Annotated in this window: 15 protein-coding genes; 3 read left to right on the top strand and 12 right to left on the bottom strand. The window is 50.4% G+C overall.

Going from position 1 to position 20319, the window contains the following annotated elements; translation table 11 throughout:
• Positions 1–14 precede the first annotated feature (14 nt).
• From GBK04_RS09180 to recG, 3 genes are all read left to right on the top strand, one after another.
• Positions 15–1883, top strand: coding sequence for a RagB/SusD family nutrient uptake outer membrane protein (locus GBK04_RS09180; protein ID WP_152758856.1), 1869 nt, complete (start codon positions 15–17; stop codon positions 1881–1883).
• Between the two features lie 105 nt (positions 1884–1988).
• Positions 1989–5345 (top strand): VCBS repeat-containing protein, encoded by a 3357-nt coding sequence (locus GBK04_RS09175; RefSeq protein ID WP_152758854.1) that lies wholly within the window; start codon positions 1989–1991, stop codon positions 5343–5345.
• 147 nt (positions 5346–5492) lie between these two features.
• Positions 5493–7595, top strand: a complete 2103-nt coding sequence (gene recG, locus GBK04_RS09170) for an ATP-dependent DNA helicase RecG (protein ID WP_152758852.1) — start codon at positions 5493–5495, stop codon at positions 7593–7595.
• A gap of 81 nt (positions 7596–7676) precedes the next feature.
• Here the strand turns inward: recG and GBK04_RS09165 are convergent, their stop codons facing one another.
• The 12 genes from GBK04_RS09165 to GBK04_RS09110 form a co-directional block, all read right to left on the bottom strand.
• Positions 7677–8045, bottom strand: coding sequence for a four helix bundle protein (locus tag GBK04_RS09165; RefSeq protein ID WP_152758850.1), 369 nt, complete (start codon positions 8043–8045; stop codon positions 7677–7679).
• Positions 8046–8149: 104 nt separating this feature from the next.
• Positions 8150–9496 (bottom strand): FGGY-family carbohydrate kinase, encoded by a 1347-nt coding sequence (locus tag GBK04_RS09160; protein ID WP_152758847.1) that lies wholly within the window; start codon positions 9494–9496, stop codon positions 8150–8152.
• Positions 9497–9607: 111 nt separating this feature from the next.
• Entirely contained in the window at positions 9608–10318 is a 711-nt protein-coding gene (locus tag GBK04_RS09155) for a GDSL-type esterase/lipase family protein (RefSeq protein ID WP_152758846.1), read from the bottom strand.
• 290 nt (positions 10319–10608) lie between these two features.
• Positions 10609–11964 (bottom strand): TolC family protein, encoded by a 1356-nt coding sequence (locus tag GBK04_RS09150; RefSeq protein ID WP_152758844.1) that lies wholly within the window; start codon positions 11962–11964, stop codon positions 10609–10611.
• Between the two features lie 90 nt (positions 11965–12054).
• Positions 12055–12717 (bottom strand): ABC transporter ATP-binding protein, encoded by a 663-nt coding sequence (locus GBK04_RS09145; RefSeq protein ID WP_152758842.1) that lies wholly within the window; start codon positions 12715–12717, stop codon positions 12055–12057.
• A 252-nt stretch (positions 12718–12969) separates the two neighbouring features.
• Complete coding sequence (locus GBK04_RS09140; RefSeq protein WP_152758840.1) at positions 12970–13743, bottom strand: pentapeptide repeat-containing protein; 774 nt, start codon at positions 13741–13743, stop codon at positions 12970–12972.
• A 108-nt stretch (positions 13744–13851) separates the two neighbouring features.
• The gene (locus GBK04_RS09135; protein ID WP_152758838.1) at positions 13852–14223 is read right to left on the bottom strand and encodes a hypothetical protein; all 372 of its coding nucleotides are present in this window, start codon (positions 14221–14223) and stop codon (positions 13852–13854) included.
• Positions 14224–14293: 70 nt separating this feature from the next.
• On the bottom strand, positions 14294–15724 hold the full coding sequence (locus tag GBK04_RS09130) for a GH1 family beta-glucosidase (RefSeq protein WP_373330847.1): 1431 nt from the start codon (positions 15722–15724) through the stop codon (positions 14294–14296).
• A gap of 123 nt (positions 15725–15847) precedes the next feature.
• On the bottom strand, positions 15848–16267 hold the full coding sequence (locus GBK04_RS09125) for an rRNA adenine methyltransferase (RefSeq protein WP_152758836.1): 420 nt from the start codon (positions 16265–16267) through the stop codon (positions 15848–15850).
• A gap of 12 nt (positions 16268–16279) precedes the next feature.
• Complete coding sequence (locus GBK04_RS09120) at positions 16280–16576, bottom strand: DUF3817 domain-containing protein (protein ID WP_152758834.1); 297 nt, start codon at positions 16574–16576, stop codon at positions 16280–16282.
• A gap of 53 nt (positions 16577–16629) precedes the next feature.
• Positions 16630–19059 carry an ABC transporter permease gene (locus GBK04_RS09115; protein WP_152758832.1) on the bottom strand — a complete coding sequence of 810 codons (2430 nt, stop codon included), beginning with the start codon at positions 19057–19059 and terminating at the stop codon, positions 16630–16632.
• Positions 19060–19239: 180 nt separating this feature from the next.
• Complete coding sequence (locus tag GBK04_RS09110) at positions 19240–20280, bottom strand: DUF4097 family beta strand repeat-containing protein (protein WP_152758830.1); 1041 nt, start codon at positions 20278–20280, stop codon at positions 19240–19242.
• Positions 20281–20319: the final 39 nt, after the last annotated feature.

The raw sequence follows: 20319 nt of genomic DNA, 5'->3' as shown, positions 1-20319 counted from the left end.
AAGTCAAAATTATTATGAAAAAATTAAAACTTCTGGCTCTGGCATTCGTTGCGGTTACGGTAACTTTTACCAGTTGTAACGACGACTTTGTCAACACTGAGCCGTTAAGCGAGATATCTCAGTCCGCCGTCTGGACGGACGCCGCTCTCGCGGAAGCATTTGTGACGGAGATTTATGCAGGCTTTGGCAACGGAGGGTTTGATGAGCAGATGCTTGCTTCCCTGACCGACGAAGCAATGTTTACGCACCCCGGCCGTGGCATCACTACCATTACCGAGTCGCGCTCCAATCCGGCCGATATCGGTTGGGTAAACAATACCCTGGCCTGGGCCACTATGTACTCCCGCATCCGGGCAGCCAACCTGGCGCTTGAGAATCTGGCCGATCCTCAGTTTCCGAATACCAATAACATTGTGGAACGCCTGACGGGCGAGGCCAAATTCATGCGCGCCTATTTCTACCACCAGTTGGCTCGCTATTATGGCGGGGTACCTATCATTGATCGGGCCTACGAACTAGGTGAGGCCGATTATCTGGCACCCCGCAACACGTGGGAAGAGACCGTCAATTTTATCGTAAAGGATTGTGAGGATGCCGCTACCTTGCTCGATGGAAAAAGCATGGCCGCCGGACGCGCTAACAAAGCCGCTGCTCTGGCTCTGAAGTCGCGCATCCTGACCTATGCCGCCAGCGACTTGCACGATATTCCTACCGCGAAAGCCAAGTCGACGACCATTGCTGGTTTTTCTAATCCCGAACTGCTGGGTTATGTAAGCGGCAGCCGTACGGATCGCTGGCAGAAAGCCAAAGATGCCTCCAAGGTGGTATTGGACCTGAACCGTGGCTATAAAATGGACCTGACCGCTCCCGCTACACCTCCCTCACAGGGAACTACCAATTATATGAATATTGCCCTGGCTCGTAACGGTGGTGAAACTGAACTCCTGTTAGCGCGTTATTTTATCAACACCAAGCAGGAGAACGGCGGCCGTATCGGGCTTTATAACGGGCCCAATGGTTACAACAACTGGGCGGGCAATACGCCCATCCAACTGCTGGTAGACGACTATGAAATGCTGGACGGAACCAAATTTGACTGGAACAACCCGGCACACGCCGCCGATCCATACGCCAACCGCGATCCCCGCTTTGAGGCTTCCATCTTGCACGAAGGATCACCTTGGAAAGTACGTTCCAACGCGAACCTGCCTAAAGATCCTGCTAGCCAGATTCAGACCGGAAGCTATGAAGTGATCGATGCCGCTGGAAACAAAGTCACCCACTTTGGTCTGGATACCCGGAAAAGTTCCATCGAAGACTGGAACGGGAGTTATACCGGCTACTATTTCCGCAAGTTCACGGATCCCAACCCTGCTATCGTGGATCAGAACACCTGGCAGCAAATTCCCTGGCCGATCCTGCGCTATACCGAAGCTGTGTTCAACTACGCCGAGGCATGTATCAATCTGGGACAGGAAGAAGAAGCCCGTACCTGGCTGAACAAAATCCGGTTCCGGGCGGGAATGCCTGCCATCACGGAGTCGGGCACGGCCCTGGTGGATAAATTCCGAAATGAAAAGCGAATTGAAATGCTGTACGAAGAGCAGCGCTACCACGATACCCGCCGCTGGATGATTGCTCCCACTACCCTGGGTCGTAAAGCCAATGGTATCAATATCATAGGTACCCTCAAGCCGGGCAAAACGGTAAGCGTATACAAATACAGCAAGGACAACTACAACTACACGTACACTCCCTTCCTGATCGATCCCGGTAAAGAGAACCGGACCTGGCTGGATAAAATGTACTTTCTGCCTGTTTCGCAGAGTGAGATGAATCGGAATACTAAATTGACTCAGAATCCGGGTTATCCAGTTAAGTAAGTAGTCTGTTGGTTTTATGGGGAGAATCCGGGTCGACCGTTGGTCGGTCCGGATTCTTTTCCGTTTTTAGTGATCCGATACTTGGAAAAAAACTCTTCTTCATCCATGCTGCTGCACAAAGTATTTTGCCGGATTATACCGCTATTCATTGGTCTGGGGTTTCTTCAAAGTTGCCAGAAAGAAGGTACAAATGGAGAAAAAAACGAAGGTACCCCCGAAAATCCGCTCTTCGCGCTGCTGGCTCCCGAACAAACCAGCATTACCTTTGAAAATACTCTCACGGAAAGCCTGAATGGAAACGTGCTCATGTATGAGTATTTCTACAATGGCGGGGGTGTGGCTGTTGGCGATCTGAACAATGACGGCCTGGACGATGTGTATTTCTCAGGGAATATGGTGCCGAACCGTTTATACCTCAATAAAGGTATGATGAAGTTTGAGGATATTACCGCCAAGGCTGCCGTCGCAGGTCGTGATTCCAGTTGGAAAACGGGCGTGACTATGGCTGATGTCAACGGTGACGGTAAGCTGGATATCTACGTGTGCTACTCGGGCAATCTGTTGCCCGAGAAACGTCGCAACGAACTCTACATCAATCAGGGGGCCGGAGCCGACGGCATACCTACCTTCACCGAAGAAGCCGAAAAATACGGCTTGGCCAGCCAGGGGACCAGTACCCAGGCTACCTTCTTTGATTACGACAAGGACGGCGACTTGGATATGTTCCTGCTCAACCACAACCCTAAATCACTACCCATCCTGAACGAGCTTGGTACGGCCGAACTCCTCAAAAAAGACGACCCCATGAACGGCATGCGGCTCTACCGCAACGACGGGGGTACCTTCAAAGACATTACCCGCGCCGCGGGGCTGCAAAGCTCGGCGCTTTCGTATGGCCTCGGCGCTGGTGTAGCCGATGTTAACGGCGATGGCTGGCCCGACCTCTACGTTTCCAATGATTATCAGGTACCTGATTATCTCTACATCAACAATAAAAAGGGTGGCTTCACCGATCAGCTTAAAAATCGAATTGGCCACACTTCACATTTCTCGATGGGGAGTGATGTGGCCGACCTCAATAACGATACCCGACCTGACATCCTGACTTTAGATATGCTACCCGAAGACAACCGACGTCAGAAGCTTTTGGTAGCGCCAGATAATTATCAAAAGTTTGACTTGAATGTCCGTCTTGGCTTCAACCATCAGTATATGCGAAATATGCTGCAAATCAATGATGGAGACGGTAATTTCCAAGAGATAGGGCAATTGGCTGGATTATCTAATACCGATTGGAGCTGGTCGGCTCTGTTTGCCGATTTTGACAATGATGGCTGGAAAGATTTGCACATTACCAACGGCCTGCCACGTGATTTTACCAACATGGATTTTGTGAAACACATGAGCGATTACGTACAGAACCAGCAGCAGGGTATTCAACGCGCCGATGTTCTGAAACTCGTGTACGAAATTCCGTCGTCCAATCTGACGAATTATGTATTTGAGAATGGCGGGGATCTGCAGTTCAGGAACGCCACCCAGGCCTGGGGACTGGCCCGACCATCGAACAGCAATGGCGCAGCCTACGCCGATCTGGACAACGACGGCGACCTGGATCTGATCGTCAACAATGTCAATCAACCGGCTTTTGTGTATCAGAACCAAAGCAACACTTTATCCAAAAATCACTATCTGAAAATAAAAACCCAGGGAAAAGGCGCCAATACCCAGGGCATTGGGGCACAATTGACTTTATACAGTGGAGGACAGGAACAGTATGTAGAGCAGATGCCGACCCGCGGCTACCAGTCTAGTGTCTCGCCGATTTTGCATTTTGGTCTGGGTGAAAAAAACAATGTAGATTCGTTGCGGGTCGTGTGGCCTTCGGGTAAAATGCAGACGATGATCAATCCTAAAATCGATCAACTGCTGACCGTATCCGAAATCGAGGCCAAAGGTACCTTCCGGTGGGGTGAAAAAGCCGAGAATCTATTTATGGAGGTACCTTCGCCCATTGCCCATCAGGATGCTACGCTTGATATAAACGATTTTTACCGGCAACCCTTACTGGTCAATCCCGTGTCGTTTTCCGGTCCTTGCCTGGCCAAAGCCGATGTCAATGGAGACGGTCTGGACGATGTGTTCGTCGGTGGTGGTAAAGACCAGGCCAGTGCCCTATTCCTCCAACAGAAAGGAGGGAATTTTATTGAGAAAGGTACCCCTGCTTTCGCCGCCGATGCTGCCAGTCAGGCCACCGACGCAGTATTTTTCGACGCCAATGGCGATGGCTTTCCCGACCTGTACGTAGCTAACGGCGGCTATGCGGATTTTGAACCGAAAGATGCCCGGTTTCAGGACAAACTCTACCTCAACGACGGCAAAGGTACCTACACCCTTAGTCTCAAAGCACTACCTACGATGCTGACCAGCACCGGCGCGGTGTGCGTGGGCGATTTCTCGGGAGATGGCAAACCTGACCTGTTCGTGGGCGGGCGCGTGGTACCCGGCCGCTATCCCGAAACGCCGGAAAGCTACCTGCTGGTCAATGATGGGAAGGGTACCTTCACCAACCGCACCGCGGCGCTTGCCCCCGCGCTAGCGACGCTGGGCCTGGTGACGGACGCGGCCAGTGCCGATGTCAACGGCGACGGCAAAACCGACCTCATTGTGGTGGGCGAGTGGATGCCCGTCACTGTATTCACTAATGAAAACGGAAAGCTGACGGACAAAACCAAGGCCTACTTCGACAAGGCATACCAGGGCTGGTGGAATCAACTCCTGGTGGAGGACCTCAACGGCGACGGTCGGCCCGATCTGGTGGTAGGAAACCAGGGCCTCAACTCGCAGGTGCGGGCCAATGACCAGGAGGTAGCTTCGCTCTACTACAAGGATTTTGACAACAACGGTACCATCGACCCAATCCTGAGTTTTTATATTCAGGGCAAAAACTACCCCTACGTCACCCGCGACGAACTCGTGATGCAAATGAGCAGCATGGGCGCCCGTTATCCCGACTACAAAAGCTACGCCGACGTGACGCTCAACGATCTTTTCTCGGCGCAGGAACTGGAAAGCGCGGGAAAGCGGGAAGCGAACTACCTAAAAACGGCCTGCTTCATCAATGCGGGTAACGGAAAGTTTCAGCTTAAGGAATTACCGCTCGAAGCGCAGTTCTCGCCGATATTCGCCATTACTACCCTGGATTATGATCAGGATGGCAAAAAAGACCTATTCCTGGGCGGAAATATCAGTCAGGGAAGGTTGCGGCTGGGCAAATTCGATGCTAATTACGGGCTGCTTCTCAAAGGAAACGGTCAGGGTGGGTTTGTCAGCGTACCGCAAAAGCAAGCGGGTTTTACAATCAGGGGCGATGTGCGCAGTGTACTTTCGCTAGGCAACCAACTGCTGGTAGGAGTAAATCAGCAACCTCTCAAAGCCTATCGGATAAAAGCCCGTCAATAAGTAAACATTCACCGGCATTTGTAGGATAAGGGCTCGAAATTTTCGAGCCCTTATCATTTACTCCCGTAAGGGCGGTACCCGGCGACTGAGCTTGGTATGGAATGCTCCTTTTTCTTAACTTTGAAAGATAGGAGTACCAATTCCCTTATGACCGAACGCAGTAATTTCTTTGAAACAAAAATAGAATTTCTCAAAGGCGTGGGGCCGCAACGGGCGCTGTTGCTCAACAAGGAATTGAACATCTTCACCTACGGCGACCTGCTGCAGCACTATCCGTTCCGGCACGAGGACCGCTCGCAGTTCCATCACATCAGCGAACTCAACGAGTTGATGCCGGGCGCACAAATCAAGGGTAGGCTGAAAGAATGGACGGTGACAGGGGAAGGCTTCAAGAAACGCCTCGTAGGTACCTTTACCGACGGCACCGGCAGTATCGATCTGGTGTGGTTTCAGGGGATTTCGTGGTTTGAGAAAAGCCTGCGTAAGAATGCGGATTATATCGTCTACGGCAAGCCGACGCTCTTCGGCAGCCGATACAGCATCACCCACCCTGATATTGATCCGCTTACCGCCGAAAATGCCAATGGGGGTACTTGGCAGCCCATATATCCCCTGACCGAAAAGCTGCGCAAGCGCTTCGTGGATAGTCGGGCCATCAGCCGCATGGTGCGGACGTTGCTCGAGATGGCCACACCGCACATCCGTGAACCTTTGCCCGATTCGCTGCTCGCGCAGTACCGCCTAATGCCCAAGGCCGATGCGCTCTGGAGCGTTCACCTACCCCCTACGCAGGCACATTTGCAGCAGGCCACGCGACGGCTCAAATTTGAAGAGTTGTTCTATAACCAGTTGCGTCTGATCAAAAGCAAAATCCTGCAAAAAAATGAGTTTCCGGGGCAGGTTTTCGACAAGGTACATTTGGTAAAACAGTTCTACGATAAACACCTGCCCTTTGACCTCACGAACGCCCAGAAGCGGGTACTTCGCGAAATCCACCAGGATTTCCAGTCGGGCAGGCAAATGAACCGGCTCCTGCAGGGTGACGTGGGTTCGGGCAAAACCATCGTAGCCTTCATCGCCATGCTCATGGCCATCGACAATGGCGCGCAAGCCTGTCTGATGGCTCCCACCGAAATTCTGGCCGACCAGCATTATCAGGGGCTGAAAGTGTACGCCGACCTGTTGGGAATCAACATTGGTAAGCTCACAGGATCTACCAAAAAAAGAGCACGGACGATTCTGCACGAGGAATTACAGAATGGCTCGATGCAAATTCTGGTAGGTACCCATGCTTTGATCGAGGACGTGGTGCAGTTTCAGAATCTGGGGTACTGTGTCATCGATGAGCAGCATCGTTTCGGCGTGGCGCAACGATCCAGACTATGGGCCAAAAATGAGCGCATTCATCCGCACATCATGGTCATGACGGCCACCCCCATACCCCGTACGCTGGCTATGACATTGTACGGCGATCTAGACATCTCCATTATCGATGAACTGCCTGCCGGGCGCAAGCCCATCAAGACCGTCCACCGTTACGACGCGCATCGGGCTACCCTGTTTGGTTTTTTGAAAGATGAAATTGCCAAAGGTAGGCAGGTGTATATGGTGTACCCCCTGATTGAAGAATCCGAAAAAATGGATTTGAAGGATCTTATGGACGGCTATGAGAGTGTTTCGCGTTCTTTTCCCGACGTACCGCTCAGTATCCTGCACGGACGCATGAAGTCACAGGATAAGGAATATGAAATGGCACGGTTTGTCAAAAACGAAACCAAGATCATGGTGGCGACTACGGTGATCGAGGTAGGGGTCAATGTACCTAACGCTTCGGTAATGGTGATCGAGAACGCCGAGCGCTTCGGTCTGTCGCAGTTGCATCAGCTGCGGGGGCGCGTCGGGCGAGGGGCCGAGCAGTCGTTCTGTGTGCTAATGACCGATTTTAAGCTCAGCCAGGATACCCGCAAGCGACTGGAAACGATGTGCCGAACCAACAACGGCTTTGAGATTGCCGAAGTAGATCTGGAACTACGCGGCCCCGGCGATCTCACAGGTACGCAGCAAAGTGGTATTATGGATCTTTTGATTGCTGATTTGGCCAAAGACGGGGCTATCCTGAAAGAAGCCCGGCTCTCTGCCGAAGCCATACTGGAAACGGATCCCGAGTTGGCCACTCCTCCGAATTTGGCCATCCGGGCGCATCTGAACAGCTTACGTCAATCTGAAACCAACTGGAGCAGGATCAGTTGATCGGGTGAAGGGTTAACGGTTAATGGTCAACGAAAAATAAAGCATTTTCGGTTTCTCAGGGTTAGGTGAAGAGAGCTAATTTTACTGTATCCTAGCCCTTCTGACTTTGATTAGATTTTGCAGCATGGAAGATAATTTTTTAGTTTTTTCGACATACACGACACTTTGCTTTTTTTCAATAAAATTTAACTCGCCCGCCAGATAAAGCTGCGTCCTAAGTTCGGCGCATGAACCCTTAGCGATAAACAGAAACTGCACGAACTCTTTGTCAGTCTGCCGCTCAAAACCTTCGGCAATATTGGAGGGGACTGAAACGGCCGACCTTTGGATTTGATCCCGAAATGAATAATCCCGGCAATCTTTTAGAAGCGCATACACCTGTACGCAAAGCTGCATTCCTTCCTCCCAAACCAATAAATCTTCGAAAGTTTGATAATGCTTCTCCTCCATGAGCTATTCATTTTGAAAAGGGTACTTCTGCTAAGCCCAAAAAGGATGCTAAGAAAATGAATTCTAAAAAATAACCGTTTACCCTTTACCTTCCTCCCCTTTACCTACTCCACCTCCACTTTCACAATTTCACCCGGAAACTCAAAGGACTGTGGTCGTGTCACGTGCAGGGCTGCGCCGAGCGCGGCGGCATAGGGCAGCAGCGTGGTAAATACTTCGTGTTTCGGGAATTGGCGCGCCAGTAATTGGGTGAAGATTTGGTTTTTGGCAAAGCCTCCGTCAATGAATAACGTAGGTACCTCATCGACACCGATTAACCGCAAGGAAGTAGCCACGATGCCGGTCAGCCCGATCAGTAGGTGATGGTAAGCTGCTTCGGGAGTGGCAAAGGCGCTGATCTGCCATTCGCTGGGCTGGGGGTCAGGAAAGGGGCCATTTCCTTCCATGCAGGCGGGATAGAAAGGGGGGGCATCTTTGTCCAGTTCCCTGGCATCGAAGGGAATACTGCGATAAAAATCCGGTTCCAGTTTGAAATACTGGGCAATTCGGCCTACCTGGTAGTCATGCTCGCGTCCCATGAATACCCGTGAAGCTTTCACCCCGCTGCCTTCGGGCGTCATGAAGTGCAGGCAATCGCGTTCGAGTTGGTCGGACGTAAGCGGATTATTGGCGAAAGGATTGAAGTTGACGCACCAGGTACCGGTAGAAAGCAGGATGAATGGTTTCTTGAAGGCCATCCGGTAGGGGATGAGTGCCGATGAACTATCGTGTATCCCGAAGCCGGATTGAATCACATTTTTGTCAAAGCGGTAAATGAAAGAAGAGGCGGCCAATAGCGAAGCCATTTTTTTATGGATTCCCTCGGCTTTTACCCACTCGTGGTAGTCCATCATTTCCAGACTCCACAGGGCCGTATGGCAGCCCAGCGACGTAAAATCGCTCACTTTTCGTCCTGTCAGCAAAAACAGAATATACTGCGGCAAATGCAATGAGGTTTTTACCTGCGCGTACACCTCGGGGCGTGAGTGCTTCAGCCAGTACATCTGCAAACCCGAGTTAAGAAAGCCCATCGGCGGCGAACCGGTTTGAAGAGCGATCCGCATGGGATCGCCGTAATGGCCGTAAAAATCAGCTGCTGAAGCCTCCGGAAAAGGTTTCAGATAAGAATACAGCGGTGCCACGGGCTTATCGAAGGCATCCAGATGCACGAGGCTGGCACCGTATGCCGATACATTGACCGCCCTTATTTCGTACTGCTCGTCTTTTTTCAGATCTTCCCAATGCTTCTGTACCCACTGGGTCAGCAGATCGACATCTTCACAGGGAAAGCCATCTTCATCGGTAGTTTCGGGGAGCGTTTCTCTGATTTCCCGTACCATCCGGTAGGACTCATCGAACAGGATATATTTTTTATTCGTGCGACCAATGTCAAATACGGCAGTTACTTTCATTGCACCAAGTCAGTGATTCGGATTGGGGATAGTTTAATTGGGCGGTCAATATAAATACTTTACCTTAAAAACCTGTCATTTGACGATGTATTCGCCTTTTTTAGCGAAAAGTCAGCGGCCATAGCCTTTTTCCAAAACGGGTTTGATTACCTCGGTCCAGCGTCGGTAGCCTTCGGCATTCATGTGCAGGCTGTCTTTCAGGTAAATGCCCGCATCCGGACGACCATTTTTCAGCATGACGGGCCATACGTCAATGTAGCCGTGGTTCTTATCTTTCTTGGTAAAATCCTTTATCAATTGATTGGCTTTTATCACCTCGTCGCGCCGCTCCCAGCGCGAAGGAGAGGGCTTCATGGAAACGTAGTACATCTGCACGTCCGGTAGCCGTTCCCGCACCAGCCGCGTAAATTCTACGTAGGAGTCGCGGGTCTGTTCGGGGGTTTTGGTTTTGTCCACGAACATATCATTCTCGCAGTAGGTAACCACCACCTTAGGCTTGTATTTGAGTACCGTCTGGTCAATGTAATGAATGACTTCGGGTGTAGTAGATCCCCCGAATCCGCGGTTGATGATCGGCAGAGGAGCCAGATCCTGCCCGGCATTTTTCCACAGTCTGAAACTCGAGCTACCCGTTAGTACAATGCCGCCCGGAGCGGGCATTTGGGCCTCATCCATCTTCTGAAAGGCCTCGATATCATTTTTGTTATTTTCGAGCGAATAGTTGGGCGTGTAAGGGGTACCTATGGCTTGGTAAGAAGGTTGCTTATGACAAGCCAAGGCAAAGGCCAGCAGCAGCAGTAGGTAGGGTTTCGATTGTTTCATGCGAAATAAGGTAAACGATACAGGAAATAAAGGTACTTGTCTTGAAAATATAATCAACCAACAAGATCAAGACGGTAAATACGGGTTTATTCCTTACATAAAAAAAGAGCGAACCAGCGGCCCGCTCTTTTTTGCAATACAGGATTAACCATTCTCAATCTAACCTAAAAGAGTTCTTTGTTTGAGGTTCAGGGTTACGTTTGGTTCTTACATTATCCATCTTCGTAAACCTTGTCCAGACGAGTAAACCGTAAGTTTTCATAACTCGGAACCCACTACCCCAAACTTTATTATAGGATTCCGTCCCAACTACCCTGCCGGTAGTATTGGAGGATTTTGCGGTTCATAATGTACTCATACGTAGCCCTGATCGCGTTGGCCTGAGCGCGGGCCAGGTTGGCTTTGGAGAGCGAATATTCGAAAATCGTAGCCGTGCCGGCGTTCAATCGGCTGGCCACCGTGGCGTAGCTGGCTTCCAGGGCTTCGGCCTGTTCGCGGGCGGCTTGGTAACGATCCTGCGAAGCTGTCACATCCAGTACAATCTGCTCGATGCCTTGCCGTAACAGGAGTCGGCTTTGATCCAGATCATTACGGGCGATCCGCTCCTGCACCTGGGCCAGTTCCACGCGGGGACGGGTTTGCCAGCGGCCCATGATCGGGATATATAGCCCCAGACTCAGCGAACCGTTGCGGGTGGCGTTGAGCTGCGCGAAGTAGTCGAGCTGCTTGTTGGTGGAGGCATAAAAAGCGCCAAAATCAGCCGAAGCATTCAACGAGGGATAATTCAACGCCTTAATGGATTTGACCAAGTAGCCAAAGCTCTGCCGCCGCAGTTCGGCAGCCCGGATGATAGGGAAATTCTTTTCGGCTTCGTCGAAAAGCTCGCCGGCGGCCAGCGCTACGGGCTCGTCTGCTTTGACACTCAGGGGACGGAACTGCGTATCGGGGTCAGGCGGGATATTCAAAAGTTGGAACAGCGTGAGCCGCGCCAGGCGGTAGTTGTTGAGGGCCGTTACCTCATCGAAGGTATCATTGCTGAGCTGGGCCCGAATTTCGTATAAACCATTGGCACCTACCACGCCCGCTTTTACCTGCTTTTCTACCCGATCTACCTGCTCTTTGGAAGTCGCTACCTGTTGCTGAGCCGACTCGTACAGGGCTTTGGAAGCCAGTACCTGCACATAAGCCTGCACCATCAGCAGCAATTGCTCATTACGCACGGCAGTGCTACTTTCCAACGACGATTCCTTCAGAAGCTTGTATTGACGTATCTGGTTTTGCACCTGAAATCCCTGAAAGACAGTCTCCTGTACCCGGGCTCCCACGTAGCTGGAATTGTACAGTTGGTCGATGTAAGCATTCGTGAAGCGGTCGATGCTCCGGCCCAGATTCACGCCTTGGCTGACATTGATGCCCAGGGTAGGTAGTTGCTGCGACTTGGCCTGTCGCCACTGCGCCTGTGCCGATTCGGCCAGCAACTGCCCGCCGCGGAAGGTCAGGTTATTTTTGATCAGCAACTCCGCGCACTCCTCTAGTCCGAGCACCTGCTGGGCGGATACCGGGAAACAAAACAGGCAGGTACCCGCCAGCAGCCACCGTTGTAGGGGATGTCTTAGTAAATGATATAGGGTTTCAAAGAAGTACATAGCTCAATCGAATTCTGAATAATGGATAGTGCCTTTTTAAAGAGTTAGTATTGAATTCAGCAGATCATATTTTTTTTACCGTCAACCCAACTACGACATCCAGCCGTCCTTCAGCCGGATCACGCGGTTGCCATATTCGGCGTTTTTTTCCGAGTGTGTCACCTGGATAATCGTCACCTTATCTTCAGTGTTAAGTTTTTTGAATAACTCCATGATTTCCTCAGCCTGCTCCGAATGCAGGTTGCCTGTAGGTTCGTCGGCAAAAATTACCTTCGGCTCGTGGACGATGGCCCGGGCCACCCCCACCAATTGTTGTTGTCCGCCCGAAAGTTGGCTGGGGAAAAGGTCTTTCTTGGCTACCATGTTGAAGCGGTCGAGGAGTTCGGCCACGCGGCTTTTGCGCTCGGAAGAAGAGGTACCTTTGTAGAGCAATGGAGTTTCGATGTTTTCATATACCGTCAGCTCATCGATCAAGTGGTAGGCCTGGAACACAAAACCAATGTGGTGGCGGTGCAATTCGGTGCGTTTTTTCTCGCTGAGTTTTTGGACGGGTTCGTCCAGGAAAAGGTATTCGCCTTCCGATGGCTCTTCCAGAAGCCCCAGAATATGCATCAGCGTAGACTTACCCGAGCCCGATGGCCCCATGATTGATACGAACTCGCCCTCTTTGACATTCAGGGAAATGTTACGGAGAACATACGTCTTGCCGAAACCGGCGGGATAATGCTTGGCGATATTTTGAAGTTTGATCATTTATTCAGTTAAAAAATTGAAAGTAGACAGTGGAAAGTTTTATTGAATCGATCTGGTATCTTGGGATACTACCTACTAATGCCAAATAACGTACCACGAGTTTGGGTTGCTGATAATCAGTTATTTATAATAAAATAGCAAAAAAAAACGTCCGAAAGCGTACAGTATTTGTACGCTTTCGGACGGTAATTTAATAACACTGACAATCGATTGCATGAGGGCTTTCGCAGACTGCCGGTGACGAAGGGCAGCCTACATAGTGCGCCGACCCTTGGTGTATTTGAAATCCGGATTGGAGCGAAAATCGGCCCCTGAAAAGTCGCCTTGTCTGGCAAACTCCGCATACTTGAAATCAGCTGAGCCATTGAACCTGGTCTTCAGAAAACTCGCTCCATTGTCAAATTCGGCGTATTTAAAGTCGGCATAATCGTTAATCCGGGCATTGGCAAAGAGAGCAGCGCTACGGAAATCGGCGTACTTGAAGTTGGCCGAACGGCTAAAATCACTGCCTTCGAAGCGGGCGTCTTCCCGAAAATCGGCATACTTAAAATTGGCCTCGTTACGAAACTTGTTATCATTGAAAACCGCCATTTCGGCAAATTCGGAGTACTTGAATTCGGTTTTACCTTCGAAAGTGCAGTTTTCAAAAATAACTTTTTCCTTGAAATCGGCAGTGTACAGAATCTGATCGCTGCCTAGCCAATTGCTGCGGCTTTTGCCATCTCTGTCCAGCGTTTTATAAGCAATGATATCGCCTTTGAACGTACAGTTCCGAAAAGTCAAAGGTACCTCCACCCGGCTTTTGTATTCTTCGGTGCTAAGTTTTGCATTATTGACCCGCTTCTGATTGGCTAGTTCGGTCAGGTCCAGGGTGCCGCGGATAACGGCATTGCTGTACTGTACCTCCTGTTTCTTATCGATTTTCTGAATAATGTCACGGGCGTCCAGCGATGACTGGGCAAGGGTCCAGGAAGTGATGGACAGGAAAAGGGCGGTGATTGCGAGTAGGGTACGGTTGGTTTTCATGGCATACGATCGTTTTGGTTTTCTATTTTCGTTTGAAGTATAGATGTACCAATTCCCCCGAAGGTTGCACGCACCCCGTCATTCTCAAGAAAAATAAAGGGGTACCTTCTATTCCAATCGCTGGATTTCGTCTATCTCGATGGCCGTCACCTCCGACTTATGTCCAAAACCGCAGGTGATGGTGCGCTTTTGGTTGGTGAGGCGGTACTTGATATTTACATCGATGAAAGAATAGGCATCCTCTGTCCCGTACTTGGGAACCAGGGTTTTTACTTTGGGCTCCGAAGATACGGTCGGTACGTAGGTGGTAATGGTGGAGGAGTCGGCATTGGCTATTTCAAAATGCCACTCGCAGCCATCCACGGCCAGGTTACTAACGATGCGCGCCGGGGTGTCTACCACCTCGCTGCTGATTTCGATGTCGGATTTGTCGCAGCCTGCCCAAACCAGCAGACCCAGTAATACAATGATTGATTTCATGGCAAAAATATGGTTTTGAAGTTTTTTAGCTAAGACCCACTAACCGCCTAAAGGGTTGGGGTACCTTACGCTAATTCCGCAAAAAATTAGCAAACCAGCGTCCCGAACTTTTCACCGTCCTTTGCTGGGTGGCGTAATCTACGTGCACTAATCCAAACCGGGCGTCGTAGCCCTCGGCCCATTCGAAGTTGTCCAGCAGCGACCACACAAAGTACCCCTTTACGTTCACGCCTTCACGTTTGGCCCGGAGCAGATTCTGCAAATACTTGCTAAAAAAATCGATCCTGGCCGGGTCATGCACCTGGCCTTCACGGAGTTCGTCGGGAAAAGCAGCTCCGTTTTCAGAAATGATGATTTGTTTTATTCCAGGGTACCTACCAAATTGTTTCAAGATGGCATACATGCCCTCGGGCGCAATTTCCCAATCCATGGCGGTGCGGGGCCGGGTGGTTGATTTTACTTCGCTAGCCCACAGCACCGGACGCAGGTAGGAATGCCGGACTATCACTCGGAAGTAATTCTGCAGACCCACGAAATCGAAATCAAACCGGAGTTTTTCCTCGTCGCCAGGGAGCATGTATTGGTTGGTTTTTTTCAAAAAGGGAAAGGCATCCGTTGGGTACCCCAGGCCCAGGCAAGGCTCGATAAACAGCCGGTTCATCAGGGCATCCACCCGCCGGGCCGCCCGACTATCCCGTTGCGAGGCCGTAAAAGGCTCAATGGACGAGCAGGAAAAGGTAGTACCTACGAAAGCATCCGGTACATTCCGGCGTACTGCGCGCCCTCCTGCGGCCTGGCACAGCGCCAAATGGTGTACTACGGGCAGGAAGTTGTGTAATCCGCGCTGGCCTGGCGCGTGCTGGCCGGTTGTATAGCCGAGGGCGGCCACGGCCATCGGCTCGTTCAGGATCAGCCAATTCTTTACCTTCGAACCGTATTCACGAGTGCAGAGGTCGGTGTATTCTGTGAACCAGTCGACAATTGCGCGGTTTTTCCAGCCACCTCGATTCTGCAAAGCCTGCGGCAGATCCCAATGATACAGCGTAATCCAGGGCTCAATGTTCAGAGACAGGCACTTGTCGATGATGCGATGATAAAAATCCACACCTTCCTGATTGATATTTCCGATTCCATTGGGTAGCAGCCGCGACCAGGAGATCGAAAAACGGTACTCGCCGAAGCCTAGTTGCTGCACCAGCTCCAGATCTCCTTCATAACGGCAGTAATGTTCGCAGGCCTGTTCGGCATGGTGACCGTTTTTGATTTTACCGCGCCGCTTTGCGAAGCTATCCCAAATCGAAGGCCCGCGTCCGTGCGTGGTCGTAGCTCCTTCGATCTGATAGGCGGCGGTAGCGGTACCCCAACGGAAATCAGTACCAAAGTCGGTTCTTGTAAAAGGCGCGGTAAGGTAGGAAGGCTCCGTAAGGGACAGTTCGGATTCATCTGTCAGGGTATCGGCTGATTTCAAGGCAGGAGCGGCGTTTTTGTGGTTATTTTCCACTGGCTGTGGAAGTTAAAAACGCATTCGGTCTGCTAAAGATTTCGCCCGGCTTAACAATTTGGTAATGTAAGCGAAAACTTAACATTGGGAAATCTCCTGCATTGTTCAGTAGAACAGGTACCCTTATTCCACCCGGCCGATGCCCGCCGCGATACCTGCCCGGATCATTTTCCCGTAGCCATCCTCTTTAAGTTGCTCAGAAAACGAGAGGGCCAGTTGATAATGCTGCCGGGCGTTGACCAGGTCATTCAAATCTTCATAGCCTTTGGCAATGTTGAGGTACAAGGAAGGGTAGGCGGCTTTGGCACTTTCATCATTCGATTGCAACGCCATAACCAAAGCGGTTTTGTCCCACTGCAACTTCTCTGCTACACTGGGCTGAACGCGAGCCAGGTAGTGAGCGGCAATGAACTTCTCGAAAGAAGTGGTAGCCTCGTTCCAGGCCTGATGGTACAGTTTGGAGGCAGCTTCCTTGCTTTCACCCTCGTGGTTAATTCCCTCCGCGCACAACCGGATGATGGGATTGTCAGGATCGAACTGCATGATTCTGAAGTTTTACTTCTGATACAGGTTTTTTTCGGCGTAGAAAGTCCCGAACGGTACCAACGATGCTACAAAGGCCCAGAATATTTTCAGCTTGGGCCACTTGTAAAGATAGGCAACCTGCAAAACCAGCAGCACATAGGTTATGAAAAGCACGCCATGTGCCATACCTACCACGTAGTTGGGCTTAGGCATGGCGTACTTGTATTTGAGGATCATGGTGAATCCTAGCAGTAGGAAAGAGCACCCCTCCAGAAAAGCCACAATACGGAGCCGGCCGAGAGGGGTGCTGATGAGCTGTGATAACATGGAATTAAATTTTCTTTTGGGCAAAAGGATAATTTAGCCACAAAAGTACGTCATTACTCCGAACGCAACGAATCTACCGGATTCATTAACCCAGCCCGCACGGACTGGTACCCAACCGTAAGGCAGGCAATGGAGACGGCCACTAACCCGGTGGCGGCGTACACCCACCACTCAATGTCGATGCGGTAGGCGAAATCCTGTAGCCATTGCCGCAGAAAGTAGGCTGCTACGGGTGCAGCAATAAGTATACCGATCCCGACAAGTTTCAGGAAATCCTTACTGAGCAGTACCACCACGCTGGCTACGGACGCTCCCAGTACCTTGCGAACCCCGATTTCTTTAGTGCGGGCTTCTACCGTAAAAGTAGCCAGGCCGAATAACCCCAGGCAGGCAATGAAAATGGCCAGAATGGAAGCCGTCGAGAAAAGCTGTCCGTATTGTCGCTCGGTGACGTAGGCTTTCTGGTAGTTTTCATCCACAAAGAAGTACTCAAATGGATTACCGGGAAAAGACGATTTATATAGCTTTTCGAGAGAAGCTACCTTGTCGCTCATGTGCTCGGGCGTCAGGCGGATGCTATAATAAGAGGAGGAATTCTGGGGATAAAAGAAAACCGGGTCGATGTCGTTCTGGACGCTGGTGTGGTGGTAGTCTTTCACGACGCCAATCACATCCAGGTAGCGCTCGTCCCACTTCACTTTGGTTCGTATGGCTTCCTCGGGCGACTTAAAACCCAACTCGGCTACGGCTCGCTCATTGAGTAGTACCTTCGAATTATCGTTCCATTCGACTGCTGTTTCTTCGGGGGTAAAATTCCGCCCCGCCACCAACGGAATGCCGTAAGTTTTTAAGTAGCGGTCGCCGATGATAGCAAATGCGTAGGACTTCAGTTCATCTTTGGGCCGGGAACCCGGCTGCGTGAATCCTGCTGTACGGAAGTTGTAATAACGGCCCGGAACGCTGCCCGAGGTACCGTACTCCTGTACGAAACTTTGCTGCGCCAATGTATTGGCAAAAGCGCTTTTTCGAATCGAAAAGGTACTGTCCTTGTTAATTTGTGGACCGGAGATAACCAGCATCTGCTCGGCTTTTATTCCCAAATCCAGGTTTTGCATGTAGCGCAACTGACTGAAGATGACAATCGTGGCCAGAATCAGGCAAGTTGAAATGGCAAACTGACCCACTACCAGCCCTTTGCGCAACCAAATTCCTTTGGCATTGCTACCGACTTTGCCTTTCAGCGTTTCAATAGGTTTGAAATTGGAAAGTACCCAGGCTGTGTATAGCCCAGAAAGTAGTGTACCAGCCATCAACATTCCCAGGCCATAGGCCCAAACGGGTGTTTCACTCAGGATTTGCAGCGATACTTCCTTTCCGATCAATTCCTGAAAAAAAGGCTGCAACGAAATGATCAGTACACTGGCAAGGCCGAATCCCAGGAAATTAGTCAACAGCGATTCGCCTAAAAATTGCCTGATCAGATTGGACTGCGTTGCCCCGATTGCTTTGCGGACACCTACTTCCCCCGCACGTTTCAGGGCGTTGGCTGTGGAGAGGTTAACGTAGTTGAACCAGGCAATGAACAATATCAGTAAGGCAACGCCTGCCAGAATGTAAACGTACCTCACATTACCGACCGTTGGAAATGGATCGTTCGTCGAGGCCGCCAGGTGTAGGTTAGCTACGGGCTGGAGGCGAAAGTCCGTTCCTGTTTCCTCTACTATTTTCTGTTCGTTACGCAGGGCTTCGAGTTTTTTTTCGAGCTGCCGATAATCGGTTTTGTCTTTGGTAAGTAAAATAGTTGTAATGTAGGTATCTTCAATGTTATCCAAGGCTGCCCAATCGTTGCCATTCAGGTTTGCCGGATTCCGTAAAGTTTCCAGGGAAAATACCAGGTCGTAACGAATATCCGACTGATCGGTCATATCCGCAAAGACGCCACCTACGGTATAGGGTGTTTTGCCAAATTGATTGTAAAGCGTTAGCGTCTGGCCGAGTGGTGACTCCCCGGAGAAATACTTTTGAGCGGAAGAAGCGGAAAGAAAAACGGTATTGGGCTGCTTCAATGCTTCCGCTTTTCCGCTTACCAGAGGAAAATTGAAAAATGAGAAGAAATTACCCTCGACATAACCGATGTTTTCTTCCCTAAATGATACATCACCTTTAGCTTTTTGCACGATACCCGACGCGATTCCTTCCTCAAAACGACAGTAGTCGGTTATTTCAGGAAATCGTTCCTGCGCAATCGGTGCCCAACCGGGCGCGACCTGACTGCCGAATTGCCCGTTTTCATCCTCTTCGAGCAATCGGTACATCCGGCCAATATTCGTATGGAATTGGTTTACACTTTTTTCCAGACTTACGTATTCCAGAATAAATACGAAGGCCGCAATGCCGAGCCCCAAACCAATGATATTGATAAGGCTGAATACACGATTGCGAAACAGGTTGCGGAAGGCGATTTTTATGTAATTCTTAAGCATAACGTCAAGTCTTTTTTTAGGTTAAGAGTATTCCTGACTAATCATATTTAAAAAGCCATGCCATCACTAACTTGGTTTGTAAATCAGGTACTTATAGGATAATTAAACAAAAAAAGTGTCCGCATGCGGACACTTTTGTGCGGGGACGAACGCCCCTTTCCTGGCTAATAGATTCTTTTCTTATTGATTGACGTACACACTACCGCTGCTGGCCGATAGCTTTATGGGAATACCGCCGCCATTGAGGCTACCCTGCACCCGGTCTTTGTCCATACGCCCATCGAAGTTTTTTAAGTCAATGGATACTTTATTGCCGCGCAAATCCAGATCCAGTCCCTTGTTCAAAGGCATGTTGACCCGCACGCTGCCCGATGAGGTCGAAAGCGAAACGAAATCGCCCAACTTATCGAAATCAGCCTCGATGCTGCCCGCACTGGTACTGGCTTTCACGCTGGCGGCCAAATTCTGCATCCGGATCGACCCACCTGATGTGCTGGCGTCCAACTCGCCCTGAATACCGTCGGCCCGTATACCCCCGCCGCTGGTTGCAGCTCTTACTTTGCCGTTGAGGTCGGCTAGAGAAATGCTACCACCCGAAGTAATAAGCCGGATGTTACCCATCATGCTTTCGGCTTTGATGCTGCCGCCACTAGTCGTCAGATCCACATCATCGGAGCAGTGGGTGGCTTCTATACTGCCGCCCGAGGTACGTCCTTTGATGTTTCCTTTTAAACCATCCACGTGGATGCTACCGCCGCTGGTGGTGAAATTCTGTTCGCCTGTGAGCGAGGCCAGATGGATACTACCCCCACTGGTTTTAAGGTCGGTGGTGAAATTACGGGGTGTGGCAACCTTGAAAGAGATTGACAATCCCTTTTTCCAGTTCATGTTGTTATTGTCTTTTAATTTGGCAATGGCCACCACCATGTCGTTTTCGCGGCGAATCGTAATATCGTAGAGCTTCAGGCGATCTTCTATTTCATCATCGCTGACCTCATTGCCATTCCAGTTGTTGGCCCGTACATACATCTCGACCCGCACCCCGCTGTTCCGGTCGCCTTCTACAGTTATAGAACCACCCGAGGTCTGGACTTTCAAGGCATTCAAAGAGGTTTCGGAAAAATCTTTGGTAAAAAAAGGTTTCTCACCATTACGCTGGGCATATACGCTTACTGTCATCAGAAGCGCGAAGAAGGTCAGGTACAGTTTGTTCGTTTTCATAGTGCTGGGGTTTTAATTTTTAGAGAGGATGAAAAAATA

The organism is Salmonirosea aquatica, from assembly GCF_009296315.1.
GTDB lineage: Bacteria > Bacteroidota > Bacteroidia > Cytophagales > Spirosomataceae > Salmonirosea > Salmonirosea aquatica.
Note: the sequence above shows the minus strand (reverse complement) of the source record. Positions and strands in the feature narration are given on the sequence as shown.